The 18294-nt window shown below is 36.3% G+C and carries 20 protein-coding genes; 17 read left to right on the forward strand and 3 right to left on the reverse strand.

The features are described 5' to 3' along the window. Nucleotides 1–108: 108 nt before the first annotated feature. The 3 genes from AB1410_11145 to AB1410_11155 are packed head-to-tail and all read right to left on the reverse strand — an operon-like array spanning nucleotide 109 to nucleotide 2527. A complete protein-coding gene (locus AB1410_11145; GenBank protein MEW6457253.1) occupies nucleotides 109–756 on the reverse strand; it encodes an MgtC/SapB family protein in 648 nt (215 codons plus the stop codon). Between the two features lie 37 nt (nucleotides 757–793). Continuing rightward, complete coding sequence (locus AB1410_11150; protein MEW6457254.1) at nucleotides 794–1690, reverse strand: UbiA family prenyltransferase; 897 nt, start codon at nucleotides 1688–1690, stop codon at nucleotides 794–796. Between the two features lie 6 nt (nucleotides 1691–1696). Next, a complete protein-coding gene (locus AB1410_11155; protein MEW6457255.1) occupies nucleotides 1697–2527 on the reverse strand; it encodes a class I SAM-dependent methyltransferase in 831 nt (276 codons plus the stop codon). 543 nt (nucleotides 2528–3070) lie between these two features. On the opposite strand from AB1410_11155, the gene AB1410_11160 reads away from it, so the two are divergent. The 17 genes from AB1410_11160 to AB1410_11240 all read left to right on the forward strand — a co-directional run bounded on the left by AB1410_11160 (nucleotide 3071) and on the right by AB1410_11240 (nucleotide 18283). Beyond that, a complete protein-coding gene (locus AB1410_11160; GenBank protein ID MEW6457256.1) occupies nucleotides 3071–3199 on the forward strand; it encodes a hypothetical protein in 129 nt (42 codons plus the stop codon). A gap of 205 nt (nucleotides 3200–3404) precedes the next feature. Continuing rightward, nucleotides 3405–3980, forward strand: coding sequence for a 4Fe-4S dicluster domain-containing protein (locus tag AB1410_11165; GenBank protein ID MEW6457257.1), 576 nt, complete (start codon nucleotides 3405–3407; stop codon nucleotides 3978–3980). Next, complete coding sequence (locus tag AB1410_11170) at nucleotides 3977–4840, forward strand: CoB--CoM heterodisulfide reductase iron-sulfur subunit B family protein (GenBank protein ID MEW6457258.1); 864 nt, start codon at nucleotides 3977–3979, stop codon at nucleotides 4838–4840. Before AB1410_11165 ends, AB1410_11170 begins: the two co-directional genes overlap by 4 nt. Before the next feature lie 11 nt (nucleotides 4841–4851). Next, nucleotides 4852–5715: an FAD-dependent oxidoreductase gene (locus AB1410_11175; GenBank protein MEW6457259.1), complete on the forward strand. Its 864-nt coding sequence runs from the start codon at nucleotides 4852–4854 to the stop codon at nucleotides 5713–5715. A 206-nt stretch (nucleotides 5716–5921) separates the two neighbouring features. Further along, nucleotides 5922–6221: a hypothetical protein gene (locus AB1410_11180; protein MEW6457260.1), complete on the forward strand. Its 300-nt coding sequence runs from the start codon at nucleotides 5922–5924 to the stop codon at nucleotides 6219–6221. Nucleotides 6222–6226: 5 nt separating this feature from the next. Continuing rightward, complete coding sequence (locus tag AB1410_11185; GenBank protein MEW6457261.1) at nucleotides 6227–6667, forward strand: anti-sigma regulatory factor; 441 nt, start codon at nucleotides 6227–6229, stop codon at nucleotides 6665–6667. After that, nucleotides 6668–7975: a [Fe-Fe] hydrogenase large subunit C-terminal domain-containing protein gene (locus AB1410_11190; GenBank protein ID MEW6457262.1), complete on the forward strand. Its 1308-nt coding sequence runs from the start codon at nucleotides 6668–6670 to the stop codon at nucleotides 7973–7975. A gap of 1 nt (nucleotide 7976) precedes the next feature. Continuing rightward, complete coding sequence (locus AB1410_11195) at nucleotides 7977–8327, forward strand: DRTGG domain-containing protein (protein ID MEW6457263.1); 351 nt, start codon at nucleotides 7977–7979, stop codon at nucleotides 8325–8327. Beyond that, on the forward strand, nucleotides 8321–9058 hold the full coding sequence (locus tag AB1410_11200) for a PHP-associated domain-containing protein (GenBank protein MEW6457264.1): 738 nt from the start codon (nucleotides 8321–8323) through the stop codon (nucleotides 9056–9058). Before AB1410_11195 ends, AB1410_11200 begins: the two co-directional genes overlap by 7 nt. Before the next feature lies 1 nt (nucleotide 9059). Next, a complete protein-coding gene (locus AB1410_11205; GenBank protein MEW6457265.1) occupies nucleotides 9060–9602 on the forward strand; it encodes an ATP-binding protein in 543 nt (180 codons plus the stop codon). 4 nt (nucleotides 9603–9606) lie between these two features. After that, nucleotides 9607–10062: an NAD(P)H-dependent oxidoreductase subunit E gene (locus tag AB1410_11210; protein ID MEW6457266.1), complete on the forward strand. Its 456-nt coding sequence runs from the start codon at nucleotides 9607–9609 to the stop codon at nucleotides 10060–10062. An 11-nt stretch (nucleotides 10063–10073) separates the two neighbouring features. Beyond that, nucleotides 10074–10460 carry a (2Fe-2S) ferredoxin domain-containing protein gene (locus AB1410_11215; protein ID MEW6457267.1) on the forward strand — a complete coding sequence of 129 codons (387 nt, stop codon included), beginning with the start codon at nucleotides 10074–10076 and terminating at the stop codon, nucleotides 10458–10460. A gap of 20 nt (nucleotides 10461–10480) precedes the next feature. Then, nucleotides 10481–13564: an NADH-quinone oxidoreductase subunit NuoF gene (nuoF, locus tag AB1410_11220; GenBank protein MEW6457268.1), complete on the forward strand. Its 3084-nt coding sequence runs from the start codon at nucleotides 10481–10483 to the stop codon at nucleotides 13562–13564. Next, entirely contained in the window at nucleotides 13561–15312 is a 1752-nt protein-coding gene (locus tag AB1410_11225) for a 4Fe-4S dicluster domain-containing protein (protein ID MEW6457269.1), read from the forward strand. Before nuoF ends, AB1410_11225 begins: the two co-directional genes overlap by 4 nt. A gap of 110 nt (nucleotides 15313–15422) precedes the next feature. Then, the gene (locus AB1410_11230; GenBank protein MEW6457270.1) at nucleotides 15423–15851 is read left to right on the forward strand and encodes a hydrogenase iron-sulfur subunit; all 429 of its coding nucleotides are present in this window, start codon (nucleotides 15423–15425) and stop codon (nucleotides 15849–15851) included. Nucleotide 15852: 1 nt separating this feature from the next. Beyond that, nucleotides 15853–16812, forward strand: a complete 960-nt coding sequence (locus AB1410_11235; GenBank protein MEW6457271.1) for an oxidoreductase — start codon at nucleotides 15853–15855, stop codon at nucleotides 16810–16812. Nucleotides 16813–16822: 10 nt separating this feature from the next. Continuing rightward, nucleotides 16823–18283 carry a Ni/Fe hydrogenase subunit alpha gene (locus tag AB1410_11240; protein ID MEW6457272.1) on the forward strand — a complete coding sequence of 487 codons (1461 nt, stop codon included), beginning with the start codon at nucleotides 16823–16825 and terminating at the stop codon, nucleotides 18281–18283. Nucleotides 18284–18294 lie beyond the last annotated feature (11 nt).

Genomic DNA, 18294 nt, shown 5'->3' on the forward strand with positions numbered 1-18294 from the left:
GTGAAGATATTTATGGAAAAGCACAATAGTGTTGTGTCACTTAAATACCTTTTGTTTTTCTTTTGTAACACGCTACTTCCTCTCCCTATTTTTAACCTTAAGTATAAATTATACCCTATGGGTTATCTCTTCTATTTCTTTTAATTCAAGAATGTTTTTCAGGAATTGCTTATCCTTAGATTGGCTGCCAGAATATGAAACAGATACATGAAAAAAATCTTCTTTTCTCTTTATCTCAAAGCTTTCAACATTTAAATCCAACTGAGATATTATTTTTTTAATTTCATTTACAACTTCAGGCGTTTTCTTTGTTTTTACTTCATATAGATGAACACTGTATTTAGGTGAGATGAGGTTCTCCAAGAATCTGAAAATAATCAACGTAAAAAGAATTATAAATGTGGAGATAACAGAAATAAAATAATTGCCTGTTCCAATTGCCAAACCTAACCCAGCAACAGCCCACAAAGATGCAGCAGTGGTCAAACCCCTTACCTCTCCTCTTGCCTGAATAATAGTTCCAGCTCCAATAAATCCAATTCCTGTGATAACCTGAGCTGCAATTCTTGAAGGGTCTCCTGATGTACCTTTAACAAATTCAAAGGATAATATGGACATCAAAGTTGCACCAAAACAAATCAATATGTGAGTTCTGAACCCTGCATATTTTCCACTTATTTCTCTTTCGATCCCTATGATTCCACCCAGGATTATACTCAAAAGCAATTTAATTATCATATCTTGGCTGATTGTCATTATTTCCCCCATTAAAACTAATTAAATTTTCTCAAATTTATTTTACAAATAAAGAAAAGAAAATAAAAATAAATATTAAAAGAATCAAAAAAAAGAAGAGTTTATCCTTTATAAGGGATTCTGGTTCGTCAATCAATGCTCCACCTTTTAGCACTTTGTATGAAAAACTTAAAAGAAATATAAAGACAAAAGGTATTGAAAAAATGAAAAGTTTGTTTTTTATTTCGACTGAAAATTGGATGTATAGAATAAAAAATAATAAGCCGCTTAAAATCATAAAATAATTAAGAGTTCCTTTTTTGTATCCATTGAATGATTTTCTGTAATTTTTAGCTCTTTCATCTCCAAGATATTTCAACTCTGAGATTCTCTTGCCAGACAATAAAAAATTACCGAATAACCACCAGAAAATTAATGGTATTAACGGTGGAAATTTCTCTGGTTCTAATGAAAACCATCCTATTAAAAATCTAATTGGATTATTTGCCGATTCAAGAATCGAATCAAAATAAGGGATGTCTTTCACTCTAAATGGCTTTAAATTGTATAAAATACCTGCAATAAACAATGAAAATAGAGACAAATGAAAATAAAGAGAAAAGAATAGCACTGATATAATGAATGAAACTAATAAAAGAGAAATGGCAATGAAAATCAAAGACTTCTTATTTACTTCGCCTTTAAGCAAGGGCCTTTCCTTTTTTGCGGGATGATGAGAATCAAATGGAAAATCAGCAATTTCATTAATTATATAATTAACTACAGAGACCATGCCTGTTAAAATAAATGCAAATAATGAATAAACAAGAAGGTATTTTAAATCAATTTGACCTAAATTATTTCTGTTAAGCAAAAGGTAAAAAAATACTCCCACAAAAATAGCCAGGCTACGAGGCCAACGCTCAATTCTCATTGCTTTTAAATAGGAATTCATTTTGTTTTATTTTCGCCTGGCATAAACTTCTAAAGAATCGCCTAAAGCCAGTATTATATATAGTTTTTTAAAAAATCTCCATTCTGAGACTCTTTTCATTATTTTAAACCTTGACATAATGTAAGATAAAGTAAATTTCCAAACATATTTTCTAATTTTTAATATTTTAAATCCGTTCAATTCAAGTAGTTTAGTCAGGGATTTTTTTGTGAAAAAAACTAAATGGGCTGGCCTAAAATGCCACCATCTTCTTCCTAATATCTTTGCAACTGGGCTAAATACATCTGGCGTAACGATAACAATTACTCCTTTATTTTTCAATATATTATGCGTTTTTTCAACAACTTTTTCTGGGTAAGGCGTATGTTCAATTAAATCTATTAAAGTAACAACATCGAACCCTTCATTGCCAAATTCATAATCAAGAAAATCTTCCTGGATAAGTTCAATTCCATAAATTTCTTTTGCTTTCTCCACACTCCACTTGCTCGGCTCAATTCCTGTGGCATTGAACCCTTTACTTTTAGCAAGGTTTATGAAAATCCCTGTGGCAGTGCCAACATCCAGTAGTTTTGCATTTTTTCTGGAAATTTTTTCTAAATAATTTATTATTCTTAAAAAATTAAAAGACCTTCCTTCTTCTTCTTTCTGATAGGCATTGTCTTCCATCGACTGATAGTATTTTAATATCTGAGCTTTAGAAGGCATTGGATTTGCAAAAACAAAATCGCACATTTCACATTTACTTAAATCCCATAATTTACCATACTGCGAATCTGTAACTTTAAAATCTTTACTTTCAAGATGTTCAAGCCTTATGTTGCCTTTTCTAAACATTTTTATTTTCTCACTTTTACATAATGGACACTTTTTTCTCTCATTCATTATCATTTTCATTTCCTAACATGACTAAATATTAAAGGAAATTAATTTTAAGCACAATAGAATTGTCAATTATCATTAATTTCTATTATATTATCTCCCGCATGTTTTTATTTTATATTCCTTTATTTTTCTTGGGTGCTGTCCCCTAAATATCTTAACAAACAAATTTTTAACCCGAATTACGCAAGGATATTATGTAAACCTTCGTTAATTCGTCATTCCCGCCCCTGCTTTCGCAGGCCCCTGATTAAATCAGGGGTTGCCCCCGTGAAAACGGGGGGCGGGAATCCAGAAATAAGGGATGATAAACGCTGGATTCCTGCTGAAGTTTACCCCTTTGGATTCCTGCTTTAGCAGGAATGCCATTGAAGGAAACCTTGCGTAATTCGGGTTTAGACAAAAATTAACTTGCTTCCAGCCTAAAATCCCTTGACATAATAAAAATATTTTATTATTTTTTAATATAAGGTTTTCAATTAGACATAGATGACACAGATGTCACTATTTAATATAGTTATTATTGAAGACTGTAATATAATGTCCTATGCTGATAGTGTTTTTGTCATTCCTGCGGAAGCAGGAATCCAGAGGAAAGGAGCTGGATTCCCATTTTCACGGGAATGACGGAACGATGGGACATTTTTATACAGGAGTCAATAATATAGTTAATAATAATATTTTAATAAAATATTTAGGCTGTTTTTAATTAATATTTTTATAGGAGGCTTCATATTTTTTATACACCCAAAGTGGGGGAGATAAAACTCCAGATCACTATTACTCCATTAAATTATAATATTTCATATTTATAACCATTTAGGAGGGAAAAATGCAGATAAAAAGAAATATTAAGTATGAATCAGAATTGGATAAAGAATTTATAAAAGAAGTTGCTTCCATGTATGGAGGAGAAGAGGTTTATAACTGCATCCAGTGTGGAACATGCAGTGGAACCTGTCCTATTTCCCTTTACATGGATTATACGCCAAGAAGAATCATGGCAATGATAAGAAGTGGGTTTAAGGATGAAGTTCTGAAAAGCTTCACAATCTGGCTATGCTCTTCATGTTACTCCTGCACTGTTCAATGTCCAATGAATATAAAGATTACAGATATTATGTATGCTTTAAAGAGGATGGCTATTGAGGAAAATATATGTCCTCGAAAATTTCCAATTCCGGTTCTCGCAAGAGAATTTACAAAAATGGTCAGAAACTATGGAAGAATAAACGAAGGAAGGCTAACTACAAAACTTTTCTTTAAGTCAAATCCTTTTAAAATATTTAACTATTCAAACCTTGGGATGAAATTGTTTAAACTTGGGCGTATAAAACTCATGCCAGAGACAATAAAGAACCCTAAGGAAATAAAAACTCTTTTAAAAGGACTGGAGGGGAAAAAATGAAAGAATATGCTTATTTCCCAGGTTGTTCTGTTAAAGGAACTGCTAAGGCTTATGAAGAATCCCTTTTGGCTGTGTTCAAAGAATTGGGGATTATTTGGAATGAGTTAGAAGACTGGAATTGCTGTGGAGCTACTATATATATGTCTGTGGATGAAACCATATCTTTTACTCTCTCATCAAGAAATATGGCCTTAGCAGAAAAAAATGGAAAAGATATTGTTGCTCCCTGTAGTGCTTGCTATCTTGTATTAAAAAAGACAAAAGATTACATCGAAAAATATCCTGATTTAAAAGAGAAAATTAAAAATAGTCTTAGCTCTATTGGACTCAGTTATTCAGGAAATACTATTGTAAAACATCCGTTGGAGATATTCGTTAATGATATGGGGTTGAATGAGATAAAAAGACATGTTAGGAAACCTTTAAAGGAAATGAAGATAGCGCCATATTACGGTTGTCAGATTGTCCGCCCTTATACGGATGTGGATAATCCAATTTATCCAGAGATAATGGATTCTCTTTTAGAATCTATCGGAGCCAGTGTAGTGGAGTATCCTGTTAAAACGAGATGCTGTGGAGGATCTTTAACAGGAACCATTGAAGAAGTTGGGCTCAGACTAAATTACATCCTCATTGAAGAGGCAATTAAAAGGGGAGCGAATTGTATCGCAGTTCTATGTCCTCTCTGTCAATTCAACCTTGAAGCTTACCAGGAAAGTATAAACAAAATGTATAAATCCAATTTTAACATGCCCATTCTATATTTTACTCAGGTAATGGGTATGGCTTTTGGACTATCTAAACAATCATTGGGGATGAAAAGATCAATCGTTTCAGCAGAGCATTTTTATCCAGTTTGACGGAGGTAAAAATGAAAAAAAATTTGGAAAAAAACGAAGACCTATGGATAGGTGTTTATATTTGTCATTGCGGGACTAACATTGCACCAAAAGTAAAAGTTGAAAAAGTCGCTGAATTTGCTTCAAAAATTGAAGGAGTTAAAGCAGCAAGAGATTATAAATATATGTGTTCTGACCCGGGGCAAGATCTTATAAAGAATGACATCAAGAACTTAAACCTGAACAGGGTAGTTGTTGCTTCCTGTTCACCAGCCTTGCATGAGAACACGTTCAGAAGAGCCTGTGCTCAAGCTGGTTTGAATCCTTTCCTCTTTCAGATGGCAAATATCAGGGAACATTGTTCATGGGTTACAGAGGACTCTATTGAAGCCACTGATAAAGCTGAAAAAATTGTATCAGCGGCAATCAGAAGAGTTACTTGGCATGAACCACTTGAATATACAAAAGTTAAGATAAACCCAGATGTCCTTGTAGTTGGCGGAGGAATTACTGGAATCGAATCTGCACTAAGACTGGCAGGAGCTGGAAGAAAGGTGTATTTAGTGGAAAGAGAGCCGTCAATCGGAGGTCGAATGGGTGAGCTGGACAAGACATTTCCCACACTCGATTGTGCAGCATGTATATTAACTCCAAAGATGGGAGAAGTGAAAGGAAAGGAAAAAATTGTTCTCATGACCTATTCAGAAGTTGAAAATGTGTCAGGTTCGATTGGAGGCTTCAAGGTTAAAATTCATAAAAAACCGAGATATGTAAAGCTGGATGTGTGCACTGGCTGCGGGATTTGCTGGGAGAATTGCCCTGCATTTATAACCCCCTCCCAGAGAAAAATCGAAAGAGAAGGAGTGTTGATAGGGGAGAAAGTTTATGCAAAATAACCAAACACCAAGTAATCTAAGGCACAAAGGCACTGAGGCGCATAGGCACAGAGGTTGTTTAATTTTTCATCCTTTGTGCCTTTGTCACTTTGTGCCTCTGTGCCTTTCTTTGTTTGTTGGAATTTGGTAATTGGGTATTTCTGTATATGATTCTTGAAGAGATAAAAAGAATACTTAACTGTGAGGTTATCTGTGGTGGAGACTCCATGAATACAGAAATAAAATATGCATGTGGTTCTGATCTGATGAGTGATGTTCTGGCCTATTTTAAACCCGGCTCTCTTCTTTTAACAGGGCTGACTAACATCCAATCTGTAAGAACTGCTGATATAGCTGAGGTTAAAGCTATTGTATATGTTCGAGGGAAAAGACCTGATAAAGATGCGGTAGATCTGGCCATAAAACTGAACATTCCTTTGCTATCAGCAAAATGTATGATGTATGAAGCCTGTGGTCTTCTTTATTCCCATGGCTTGCCTGGCGTTGGCGAAAAATCTAAAGGTTAGCAGAAATGTCAGTTGAAAATATTCTGTGGGAAAAATTTAACATTACGGGAAGAGATTTTAAAAATGCTGGAAGTGTTTCAATAAAAATAAAAGAAATTCTCAAACAAGTTGGAATAAATTCTTCAATTGTAAGACGGGTGGCTATCGCTACTTATGAAGCAGAAATGAATGTAGTGATGTATGCTAATAAAGGAATTTTAAATTTTTCTCTTTCTCCTGAAAAAATTGAAATTAATGTAGAAGATGAAGGTCCAGGAATTGAAGACATAGAGCTTGCAATGCAGGAAGGATATTCCACTGCTACAGAAGAAATGCGGGAGATGGGTTTCGGAGCAGGGATGGGATTACCAAACATCAAGAAAAACGCAGATGAATTCGAAATTTCCTCTGAGGTAGGCAAGGGAACAAAAGTTGGAATAATCATTAATTTAAAAAAAGAGACATAAATGGAACAATATTATCACTCAATCTATTTCGATGAAGAAAAATGCAATGGCAGAATGAGGTGCATGCGAGTTTGCCCGACTCAAGCAATTAGAATTAGAAACGGAAAAGCTAAAATGATCGAGGAGAGATGTATTGATTGTGGAGAATGTACAACAACTTGTCCACAAAATGCCATTCTTCCCCTCACAGATTCATTTTCTGAACTTTCTAAGTTCAAATATAACATTGCTATTCCATCACCTGCCCTTTACGCTCAATTTGGTCGAGAAATCCTTCCTGATAAAGTCCTTGAAGGAGTAAGAAAGATTGGATTTGATGAGGCATACGATGTAGCTCTGGCATGCGGTTCAGTAAGTTTCGCGATTCAAGAATACATAAGAGATTACAAAGGGCAAAAACCTCTCATTTCAAATTCCTGTCCGGTTATTGTTCGATTAATCCAGGTAAAATATCCTGAATTGATAGATTTAATAATACCAATCGAACCACCGAGAGAAATAGCTGCAAGAGAAATGAAAAAGGGGAAATCTAAAAAATTAGGGCTTAAGGAAGAAGAAATCGGTGCAATTTATCTTACTCCTTGCCCTGCAAAAATGATATCCATAAAACAGCCCGCAGAAGGGGGGAAGTCACATTTAGACGGGGCTATTTCAATTGCTGATGTTTATGCTCCTCTTCTTTCTGCAATGGAGGGTCTGAATAAACGGGAATATAAACAATCCTTAGAAAACATATGTATAGTTGGCATAGCCTGGTCCATAGCAGGAGGAATATGTAGAACACTTAGATTAAAGAACTCTTTGGGAGTTTCAGGTCTCTCCCATGTTATCAAAATATTTGATGATGTAGTAAGTGGTAAATTAAAAAATATTGATTTTGTTGAAGCTTATGCGTGCATCGAAGGATGCGTCGGAGGTTCATTAACTGTAGAGAATATCTACATCTCTTATAATAAGATTTTAAAATTAATCGAGACCCTTGAGCTAAGAAAGAATAAAGCCTGTCCCGATATAAGGGAAATAAGAAGATTATACAAAGAAGATTATTTCTTCATTAGAGAAAAAATAAACCCAAGACCTCTTAAGCCTCTCGCTGAAAACATCTCAGATGCTATAAAGAAGATGAAGGAAAAGGATGAAATATATCAGAGCTTGCCAAAGATTGATTGTGGGGTCTGTGGCTCTCCCACCTGTTTGGCATTTGCTGAAGATGTAGTTAAGGGAGAAGCAAAAATTTCAGATTGCATACTTATCTCATCAGAAAAATTTCTCAAAATAAAACAGGTTAGTAGAAAAGGAGAAAATTAAAATGAACTTAAATGAAATAATAAAAAAACTTAATTTAGAGATAATAACCGCAAAAGATAGGTTAGATGTCCAGATAACAGGAGGATATGCCAGTGACCTTTTAAGTGATGTCATAGCTAATACAGTAAAGGGAAATATCTGGCTTACATTACAGACTCATCAAAATATAGTAGCTGTTGCAATTTTAAAAGAACTTTCGGGAATAATACTTGTAAACAATCGCAAGCCCGAAGAAGAAACTATAAAAAAAGCCCAACAAGAAAATGTTCCAATTTTAATAAGCAAATTATCCACTTTTGAGTTAGCAGGTCAATTATATCAGTTGGGAATAAAAGCATCACAAAAATGTTAAAACCCTTTAAAGCTGATTTACATATACATTCATGCTTATCCCCCTGTGCTGATCTGAATATGTCACCCATAAAAATAATAAATAAAGCTACGATGGAGAAAATAGAGATTATTGGTATCTGTGATCATAATTCTTCCGAGAATGTAGTGGCATTTACAAAAGTTGCAGAAACCAAAAACATCAAAGTTTTACCTGGAATGGAAGTAACTTCAAAAGAAGAAGTGCATATACTTGCGTTATTCGAAAAAGCTGAATCTGCTTTAAAGCTTCAGGAGATCATATATGAGAATCTTTCTGGCGAGAATGATGAAGAGGCTTTCGGGACTCAAGTTGTTGCAAATGAACTTGATGAAGTCGAAGGTTTTAATAATAAACTTTTAATTGGAGCTACTGAACTTTCAGTAGAAGATGTGGTTGATTTTATTCACTCTTTTAATGGACTTGCCATTGCCTCTCATGTAGATAGAGAAGGATTCAGCATAATCGGTCAGTTAGGTTTTATCCCAGAAAATCTTAAATTAGATGCTTTAGAGATATCTCCAAAACTTTCAAATATAGAAGCAAGGAAAATATTTAATCAATATGAGAGTTTCCCATTTATTTTCTCTTCAGATGCTCACAAGCTGGAAGAGATAGGAAAGGGCGTAACCTCTTTTCTTTTAAAAGAGCCTACTTTAGATGAGATAAAAAAGGCTTTAAAGAGCGAAGAAGGAAGAAAGGTCATTAACTGAAATGGAAGATTTATCTCTTCACATTCTGGACATAGCTGAGAACTCCATTTCTTCTGGTGCAAAAGAAATTAAAATCAAGATCTCAGAAAATTCAGAAAAAGACATTCTTTCTTTAGAAATAATAGATAATGGAAAAGGGATGGATGAGGAAACTGTAAGAAAAGTGCTTGATCCATTTTTTACAACAAGGACAACAAGAAGGGTGGGGCTTGGATTGCCACTCCTTGCTGAGGCAGCAAGAATGAGCGGGGGGGATATATCTATTAAGTCAAAATTGGGGAAAGGAACAAAAATTACTGCTACATTTCAGCTCAGACATATCGACAGAAAGCCCCTTGGGGATATGGTAAGTACCTTGATTACACTCATTGCAGCAAATCCTTCACTGAAATTTATATACATACATCAAAAGAACGGAAGTAAATTTATCTTTGATACTAATAATTATAAAAAATTAATAAAAGATAATTTTATAAAACCTGAAACCATCAGGGAAATAAAAAAGATATTGAAGAATGGATTGGACAATTTATCAAGGAGGTGAGCAAATGTTTTCAATGGAAAAGGTCGATAGTATCATTGAAAGGTATAAGGGTGAAAAAAGTTCCCTTATAGCCATGCTTCAAGACCTTCAGGCTGAATTCAATTATCTTCCAAAAGATGCCCTTAAGAAAATCTCAGAAAACACTAACATCCCAATAAGTAGAATTTATAGTGTTGTAACTTTTTTCAAGGCTTTTAGTCTAAAGCCTAAAGGTAAACACATCATAAAAGTATGCTTGGGGACAGCATGTCAGATTAAACAAGGTGCAAAAATATTAGAAAATTTTGAAAAGGAATTAAATATAAAAGAAGGTGAGACAACCAAAGATATGAAATTCAGCCTCCATAAGGTTTATTGTTTAGGATGCTGTGGACAAGCTCCAGCTTCAATAATAGGAGAAGATGTTTATGGATATTTAACTCCTTATAAGATAAAAAAAATTATCACAAAATTTAAGTAGGAGGTCTTAATATGACGAAAAAAACATTAGAAGAATTGAAGAGAATAAGAGAAGAAACAAAAAAAGGATTATTTTTAAGAGAAGGTGATTTTAAAGCTAAGATAATTGTTCATATGGGAACCTGCGGAATTGCTGCTGGTGCAAGACAAATTATGAGTGCACTCATGGATGAATATGAGAAAAAAGGGATCCGTGATGTGATGATAACAACTTCAGGTTGCGCTGGGTTGTGTTCAAGGGAACCTATGGTAACTATAGAAATAAAAGATCAGGCTCCTGTAAAATATGTTGATTTAACTCCAGAGAAAATAAGAAAAATCTTTAATGAACATGTTCTAAAAGGAAATATTGTAAAGGAATATGCCCTGGCTGTAGGAAGCGAGAGGGTTGGTGGTTGAAAAAATAAGGAGGAAAAAAAATGGAGAGGATGCGTAGATTAGAGCTTTTAGTGTGTACTGGCACCGCCTGTGTTTCAAAGGGTGCCTTTGATCTTTTAGAAATTTTTAAAAAAGAAATAGAGAAAAAAGGACTCAAGGACGAGGTTGCTGTAATACCTACAGGATGCAATAGTTTATGTGGAAAAGGTCCATTAATCCTTGTAGAACCCGATGGAATCTTTTATCAAAGTGTGAAAGAAGATGATGTTCCCTATCTTGTTGAAGAACATTTGTTAAAAGGAAGACCTGTAAAAAAGCTCATGTATACTCCTGCCTTAGAAGAGATACCGATCCCAAGGATGAGAGATATTGATTTTTACAAGAGGCAAATTCTTATTGTTTCAAGAAACAGGGGACTTATTGACCCAGAAAAGATAGAAGAATATTTAGCAATGGATGGATATACTGCTCTCGAAAAGGCCTTTACTCAGATGACGCCTGATCAAATAATAGAAGAAATCAAGAAATCTGGACTCAGGGGAAGAGGTGGAGCAGGATTTCCTACTGGTCTCAAATGGGAGATAACGCGTAAACAGCCTGGAGATGAAAAATACCTGATTTGCAATGGCGATGAAGGAGATCCAGGAGCGTTTATGGATCGTGCAATTCTTGAATCAGACCCTCATACTGTTTTAGAAGGGATGATTATTGGAGCAAAGGCAATAGGCGCAAACCACGGTTTCTTTTACATCCGAGAAGAATATCCCTTGGCCTTAAAAAGAGTTTATACTGCGATAGATCAAGCTCGAGAATATGGTCTCTTAGGAGATAATATAATGGGAACAGAGTTCAGTTTTGATGTAACAGTTGTAAAAGGAGCAGGCGCATTTGTTTGCGGTGAAGAAACAGCTTTAATAGCATCCGTAGAAGGCAGACTTGGTGAACCGAGATACAGGCCACCTTTCCCAGCAGAAAAAGGAGTGTGGGGTAAACCTACATGCATAAACAATGTAGAGACCTGGGCTAATATCCCAGCTATAATCAATAGAGGGGGAGATTGGTTCTCTACCATCGGCACAATCACAAGCAAAGGGACTAAAGTTTTTTCAGTGGCAGGGAAAATAAGAGATGCAGGACTTATAGAAGTGCCAATGGGGATAACACTTGGGGACATAATTTTTGATGTTTGCGGTGGTATTCCTCAAAATAGAAAGTTCAAAGCCGTCCAGATTGGAGGACCATCTGGTGGATTTTTGCCAGCAGAACTTCTCAATCTTCCAATAGACTATGAAAGCCTTACAGAAGCTGGAGCTATAATGGGTTCTGGAGGACTGGTTGTTATGGATGAAAATACTTGTATAATAGATGTTGTCCGCTTTTTCCTTTCTTTTTTGAAAGATGAATCCTGTGGTAAATGCACTCCCTGCAGAGAAGGAACAGTAAGATTATTTGATATCCTCACAAAAATATCTGAAGGTAAAGGAAGCATGGAAGACCTTGAGCTCCTCGAAGATATTGGTAGATATATAAAAAATTCAGCCTTCTGTGGATTAGGTACATCCGTGCCTAATACAGTATTGACAACAATAAGATACTTTAGAGATGAATATGAGGCTCATATAAAAGATAACCGCTGTCCCGCATCGATTTGTAAAGAATTAAGTATAACCCCTTGTATTGAAGCCTGTCCTATAGATACACAAGCTCCTGCGTATATTTCATATGTGGCTGAAGGGAGATTCAAAGAAGCTTTTAATGTTATAAGAGAAGACAATCCACTGGCTACTGTTTGTGCAAAAGTGTGTGATAGTCCTTGCGAGATAAGATGCAGAACAGGAGAAACTGGGGATGCAATAGGTATCAGGAGTCTTAAGAGGTTTGTACTTGATTATGGAAGAGAAAAAGGATGGAAACCTCCAGTGGTTAAAGGTTCAAAAAGATATGAAAAAGTTGCAATTGTTGGCAGCGGTCCGGCAGGTCTTATGTGTGCATGGGAGCTTGTGAAGCTTGGGTACAGACCAACAATTTTTGAAGCCGAGGAGACTTTAGGAGGAATGTTAACTCAAACCATTCCTGAATTCAGACTTCCAAAATCTGATGTGGATCAGGAGATAGAAGCTATCAGGAAAAGTGGAGTTGAGTTTAAAACGGGAATAAGGATTGGCATTGATAAAACACTGGAAGACCTTTTCAAAGAAGGATATAAATCTATATTTTTAGCTACAGGAGCCTATAAAAATATAAAACTTGGAATCCCAGGTGAGGATTCAGCTGGAGTGATAGACCCTATAGAATTTCTAAAAGCAGCAAAGAGAGGGAAGAGGCCAAAGATAGGGAAAAAAGTTGCTGTGGTAGGAGGTGGAAATACTGCAATAGATGTGGCAAGAACAGCCTGGAGATTGGGCTCTGATGTTACAATTTTCTATCGAAGAACACAGACTGAAATGCCTGCAAATAGAGAGGAAATTTTGGAAGCTCTGGATGAGGGCATAAAAATTGAACTTCTTGTAGCTCCAGTGGAAATTATATCAGAAAATGGCAAACTGAAGGCCATTAAACTCATAAGAATGGAACTCGGAGAATTTGATAAGGATGCAAGAAGAAAGCCAGTTCCAAAAAAAGGATCTGAATTCTTAATTGAAATAGATACATTAATTCCAGCAATTGGTCAACAGCCTGAAATTCCTTTTGCTAAAGATGGTTATTCTCTAAATTTATCAAAGTGGAATACCATTGAAGTCGATTTCAAATCTCTTCAAACAAATGTGGAAGGTATTTTTGCAGGTGGCGATGTTGTCACTGGTCCTGCTACAGTGATTGAGGCAATGGGAGCTGGAAAAAGAGCTGCTTACTATATTCATAGATATTTACGCTCATTAAAAGGTGAACCTGTAAAAGAAAAAGAAATAACTCAAATATATGTCAAACCGTACGAGCTTTCTGATGAAGAACTTGAAGAGATAATTTCAGCCTATCGTCCTGAAGTTTCTTATTTAAATATAGAAGAAAGAAGAGGAAATTTTAAAGAAGTTGCCAAGGGGCTTACTAAAGAACAAGCAATAAAAGAGGCAAAAAGATGTATAAGATGTGATTTAGAAAGGATGAAAAAGGAGGTGGCCATATGATTAGAGTGGAAATAAATGGCAATAAATTTGAAACTGAAAAAGAAGTAACAATTCTTCAGGCTTGTGAAAAGCTTGGAATTCCCATTCCAACATTATGTTATCATCCTTTACTTGAGCCCTATGCAGCTTGCAGAGTCTGTGTTGTCGAAATCACCCATAGAGGTGCAACTAAGATAGTGACTTCCTGTAACACAATGATAGAGAATGGAATGATTGTAAACACTGAGTCCCCAGAGGCATTGAGTGCAAGAAGGATGAACTTAGAACTTTTAATGGCTCAGGCTCCTGCTGCAGAAGTAGTTCAACAGATTGCAAAGGATATGGGGATTGAGAAAACAAGGTTCCCTATTAGAAAGCCTGAAGAGAAGTGCATTCTATGTGGACTCTGTGTAAGAGCATGTGAACAGGTGGTGGGAGCCAATGCCATAGGATTCAAATACAGAGGAGTTGATAGAGAAGTTGCACCTCCTTTTGATGAACCATCTGAAAAATGCATAACCTGTGGAGCTTGTACATTTTTCTGTCCAACTGGAGCAATTTCCTTGAATGATTTCTTTGGAAGAAAAATTATTCATTCAGAACTTTTCCTCGGCCCTCCAAAAGCGATAAGGGTGCCTACTCTTACAGCTGTTCCAAATGTGCCAATAATTGACCCGGAGTATTGTATTCATTTTAAGACGAATAACTGCCAGCTCTGTGTTAAAGTATGTGAGCCAGGGGCGATCGACCATGCGATGAAGGAAGAATATGAAGAAATAGAAGTGGGAAACATCGTTCTTTCTACTGGCTATGAACTTTTTGATTGTAGGAAGATTCCAGCATACAATTATGGAAAGCTAAACAATGTGATTACAAGTCTTGAGTTTGAGCATCTCTGCCATGCCAGTGGTCCCACTGGGGGAAAGATAAAAACAACAGATGGAAAAGAACCTGAGGCGATAGGGGTTGTCCATTGCGTTGGAAGCAGGGATAAAAATTACCATGAATATTGCTCAAAAATCTGTTGTATGTATGCCTTAAAATTTTCGCATCTTATAAGGGAAAAAACTAATGCTCATATTTACGAATTTTACATTGATATGAGAGCCCCTGGAAAAGGATATGAGGAGTTCTATAACAGAATGCTACAGGAAGGAGTTACGTTCATAAGAGGAAAAGTGGCAGAGATTACAGATGTGGCTCTTATTCCTGAAGAAGAGGGTAAATTGGTAATTCGCTGTGAAGATACACTGGCAGGAGTTATAAGAAGAATACCGGTTGATATGGCAGTTCTCTGCCCTGCTATAATTCCAAGGAAGGATTCTGAACAGGTCGCAAGAATATTCGGAATAGGATGCGGAAATGATAAATTTTTCAGAGAACAGCATCCCAAATTGGGCCCTATTTCAACTTTAACAGATGGAATATTTATTGCAGGTGCATGTCAGAGTCCAAAAGACATTCCTGAAAGCATTGCCCAAGGAGCAGGAGCTGCTGCTGGAGTTCTATCGATGGGGGAAGAATTTATAATTGAACCCATATATGCAGTTATAGATGAAGAACTCTGCGCAGGATGCAAAATATGCATTGGAGTTTGTCCATATGATGCCATCTCCTACAATGGAGAGAAAAAAATAAGTGTTGTAAATGAAACACTCTGCAAAGGTTGTGGTGCCTGTGTAGCAGCTTGCCCTTCAAGATCTTCATATCAGAAAGGATTCAGGGATGAACAGATCCTTGCAGAGATTGCAGGAGCAATTTCCATTTAAGGCACAGAGGCGCAAAGTGGCAAAGGCACAAAGGACAAAACATACTCTGTGCCTATGTGCCTTAGTGCCTTTGTGTCTTAGATTATTGGATATTTCTAATAGGAGGTATTATGAGTAATAATGGTAAAGATTTCAGTCCAAAGATAATAGGATTTTTATGTAGATGGTGCTCTTATCAGGGAGCGGATTTAGCTGGGACGAGTAGAATTCAATATCCTCCAAATCTAATTCCGATAAAAGTAATGTGTTCAGGAAGAGTGGACCCATCCTTTGTTTTAAAAGCCTTTGAAATGGGAGCAGATGCTGTTGCCATATTTGGATGCCATCCTGGGGATTGCCATTATCAGGAAGGAAACTATAAAGCCTTGAGGCGATATACACTTCTTTTGAAAATGCTCGATCAGATAGGAATCGATAGAAGAAGGCTAAAGTTAGAATGGGTCTCTGCTGCAGAAGGAGAAAAATTTGCCCGATGTGTTTCTCAAATTTCTAAGGAGATAAAAGCTTTAGGTCCATTGAAATATAGAAAGGAGACATAAAATGGCGAAGCCAAAAGTAGCATTCTACTGGTGTGCCTCCTGTGGAGGGTGTGAGGAAGCAGTGGTAGACCTGGCTGAAGATATATTGAAAGTAGTAGAAGCAGTTGACATAGCTTTCTGGCCAGTTGCATTAGACATAAAGAAAAAAGATGTGGAAGGTATGGAAGATAAATCTATTGGAGTTTCTTTTATAAATGGAGCAATTAGGCTATCCGAACAGGAGGAAATGGTAAAGCTCCTGAGGAGAAAATCAGGGTTGATTGTAGCATTTGGTAGCTGTGCCCATCTTGGAGGAATTCCTGGACTTGCTAATCTTTATGAAGTAAATCAGATATTTGAAAGAGCTTACTTTACATCTCCATCAACTCATAACCCTGAAAAGATTCTCCCTTCTCAGGAAACAGATGTCCCTGAAGGAAAGCTAACTCTTCCAAGATTTCTTGATAGAGCTTATGCCTTAGACCAGGTGATAGATGTTGATTATTATCTTCCTGGATGTTCAGTACCAGCAGACTTGATAATGAATGCTGTGAAAGCTATCCTCGAGGGAAAGCTTCCTCCTAAGGGAACAGTTTTATCTCCAAATAAATCCTTATGTGATACATGCAAGAGAAACGAAACAAAGCCAGAAAAGCTCAAGATTAAAAAAATATATAGACCTTATGAGATAGAAATAGACCCTGAAAAGTGTTTCCTTGATCAGGGGCTTATATGTCTGGGTCCAGCCACAAGAGGAGGATGCGGAGAAAGATGTATAGAAGCTAACATGCCATGCAGAGGATGCTTTGGCCCTACAGATCAGGTGGAGGATCAGGGAGCAAAATTTCTATCAGCCTTTGCGTCGATAATAGATTCTAATGATGAAAAAGAAATTCAAAAGATAATAGATACCATAGCTGACCCTGTTGGAACTTTTTATAGATTCTCCCTTTCCAAATCTATATTAAAAGGAAAAATTTAAGGAGGAAAAAATGTCAAGAAAGATAACTATCGACCCAATTACAAGGTTAGAAGGTCATGGAAAGATTGAAATATTTCTCGATGATGAAGGAGATGTAAAAAATGCCTATCTCCAGGTTCCAGAATTGAGGGGATTTGAACAGTTTGTTGTTGGAAGACCTGCTGAGGAGATGGCGAGAATAACTCCAAGAATATGTGGCGTCTGTCCCACTGCCCATCATATGGCTTCTACAAAAGCTTTAGATGACCTTTTCAAGGTTGACCCCCCTCCTGCAGCAAAAAAAATTAGGGAGCTTTTCTATTCAGTATTTATGCTTGAAGACCACACATTACACTTTTTCTTTTTGGGAGGCCCTGATTTTGTTGTTGGACCCTCAGCTCCTGCTGCAGAAAGAAATATACTTGGAGTTTTAGGAAAAGTTGGACTCGAGATAGGAGGAAAGGTAATAAAAATAAGAAGAGAATGCAGGGAATTGATGACCATGATGGCTGGAAAAGTTATCCATCCTGTTTTTGGACTTCCGGGAGGAATATCTAAGGGAATAAAAAAGGAAGAAGCTGAGAAAATCCAGGAAGTGGCAAAAGGAGGAGTAGAGTTTGCAAAATTTGCCCTGAAAATTTTTGAGGATGTGGTTTTAAAAAATAAAGAATATGTCGACCTCATAACAGGAGACATTTATTATCATAAAACATACTCTATGGGCCTTGTTGATGGGTATAATAAAGTAAATTTCTACGATGGAGATATCAGGGTTGTAAATCCTGATGGGAAGGAATATGTGAAGTTTAAAGCTCAGGATTATCTTAAACATGTTGCTGAGCATGTTGAGCCATGGAGTTACATAAAATTTTTGTATCTAAAAAATGTGGGATGGAAAGGATTCGTAGATGGAATTGATAGCGGAGTATACAGGGTTGCTCCTTTAGCAAGGTTGAATACCTCCGATGGCATCGCAACTCCTCTGGCCCAGACTGAATATGAAAGAATGTATGAAACATTGGGAGGGAAACCTGCCCATTTTACCCTTGCTTTCCATTGGGCCAGGCTAATAGAGTCTCTCTATGCAGCTGAAAACATGCTAAAATTATCACAGGATCCAGAAATCACTGACACAAAAATAAGGAACATCCCAACTACCACTCCAAAAGAGGGCATAGGAGTTGTGGAAGCACCAAGAGGAACACTTTTTCATCATTACAAAACTGATGAAAAAGGAATCATAGAAGAAGCAAACCTCATTGTAGGTACTCAGAACAATTCAGCTGCTATAAACATGGGAATTCAGAAAGCAGCTAAAGCTCTAATTAAAAAGAATAAAGTTGATGATGGAATTTTAAACATGATTGAAATGACTTTCAGAGCTTATGACCCATGCCATGCTTGTGGAACTCATTCTCTCCCAGGTCATCTTCCTTTGATTATAAGAATTTTTAATTCAAAAGGGGAACTCCTTCGACAGATTAAAAATTAAAAATTGGGTCT

Source organism: Acidobacteriota bacterium (assembly GCA_040756905.1).
In the GTDB taxonomy this organism is placed as follows: Bacteria; Acidobacteriota; Aminicenantia; order JBFLYD01; family JBFLYD01; genus JBFLYD01.

Bases quoted from the DNA above. Each gene is read 5' to 3' on its own strand.
- AB1410_11145 (MEW6457253.1), bottom strand. From the start codon at position 756: ATGACAATCAGCCAAGATATGATAATTAAATTGCTTTTGAGTATAATC.
- AB1410_11150 (MEW6457254.1), bottom strand. From the start codon at position 1,690: ATGAATTCCTATTTAAAAGCAATGAGAATTGAGCGTTGGCCTCGTAGC.
- AB1410_11155 (MEW6457255.1), bottom strand. From the start codon at position 2,527: ATGTTTAGAAAAGGCAACATAAGGCTTGAACATCTTGAAAGTAAAGAT.
- AB1410_11160 (MEW6457256.1), top strand. From the start codon at position 3,071: ATGTCACTATTTAATATAGTTATTATTGAAGACTGTAATATAATGTCC.
- AB1410_11165 (MEW6457257.1), top strand. From the start codon at position 3,405: ATGCAGATAAAAAGAAATATTAAGTATGAATCAGAATTGGATAAAGAA.
- AB1410_11170 (MEW6457258.1), top strand. From the start codon at position 3,977: ATGAAAGAATATGCTTATTTCCCAGGTTGTTCTGTTAAAGGAACTGCT.
- AB1410_11175 (MEW6457259.1), top strand. From the start codon at position 4,852: ATGAAAAAAAATTTGGAAAAAAACGAAGACCTATGGATAGGTGTTTAT.
- AB1410_11180 (MEW6457260.1), top strand. From the start codon at position 5,922: ATGAATACAGAAATAAAATATGCATGTGGTTCTGATCTGATGAGTGAT.
- AB1410_11185 (MEW6457261.1), top strand. From the start codon at position 6,227: ATGTCAGTTGAAAATATTCTGTGGGAAAAATTTAACATTACGGGAAGA.
- AB1410_11190 (MEW6457262.1), top strand. From the start codon at position 6,668: ATGGAACAATATTATCACTCAATCTATTTCGATGAAGAAAAATGCAAT.
- AB1410_11195 (MEW6457263.1), top strand. From the start codon at position 7,977: ATGAACTTAAATGAAATAATAAAAAAACTTAATTTAGAGATAATAACC.
- AB1410_11200 (MEW6457264.1), top strand. From the start codon at position 8,321: ATGTTAAAACCCTTTAAAGCTGATTTACATATACATTCATGCTTATCC.
- AB1410_11205 (MEW6457265.1), top strand. From the start codon at position 9,060: ATGGAAGATTTATCTCTTCACATTCTGGACATAGCTGAGAACTCCATT.
- AB1410_11210 (MEW6457266.1), top strand. From the start codon at position 9,607: ATGTTTTCAATGGAAAAGGTCGATAGTATCATTGAAAGGTATAAGGGT.
- AB1410_11215 (MEW6457267.1), top strand. From the start codon at position 10,074: ATGACGAAAAAAACATTAGAAGAATTGAAGAGAATAAGAGAAGAAACA.
- nuoF (MEW6457268.1), top strand. From the start codon at position 10,481: ATGGAGAGGATGCGTAGATTAGAGCTTTTAGTGTGTACTGGCACCGCC.
- AB1410_11225 (MEW6457269.1), top strand. From the start codon at position 13,561: ATGATTAGAGTGGAAATAAATGGCAATAAATTTGAAACTGAAAAAGAA.
- AB1410_11230 (MEW6457270.1), top strand. From the start codon at position 15,423: ATGAGTAATAATGGTAAAGATTTCAGTCCAAAGATAATAGGATTTTTA.
- AB1410_11235 (MEW6457271.1), top strand. From the start codon at position 15,853: ATGGCGAAGCCAAAAGTAGCATTCTACTGGTGTGCCTCCTGTGGAGGG.
- AB1410_11240 (MEW6457272.1), top strand. From the start codon at position 16,823: ATGTCAAGAAAGATAACTATCGACCCAATTACAAGGTTAGAAGGTCAT.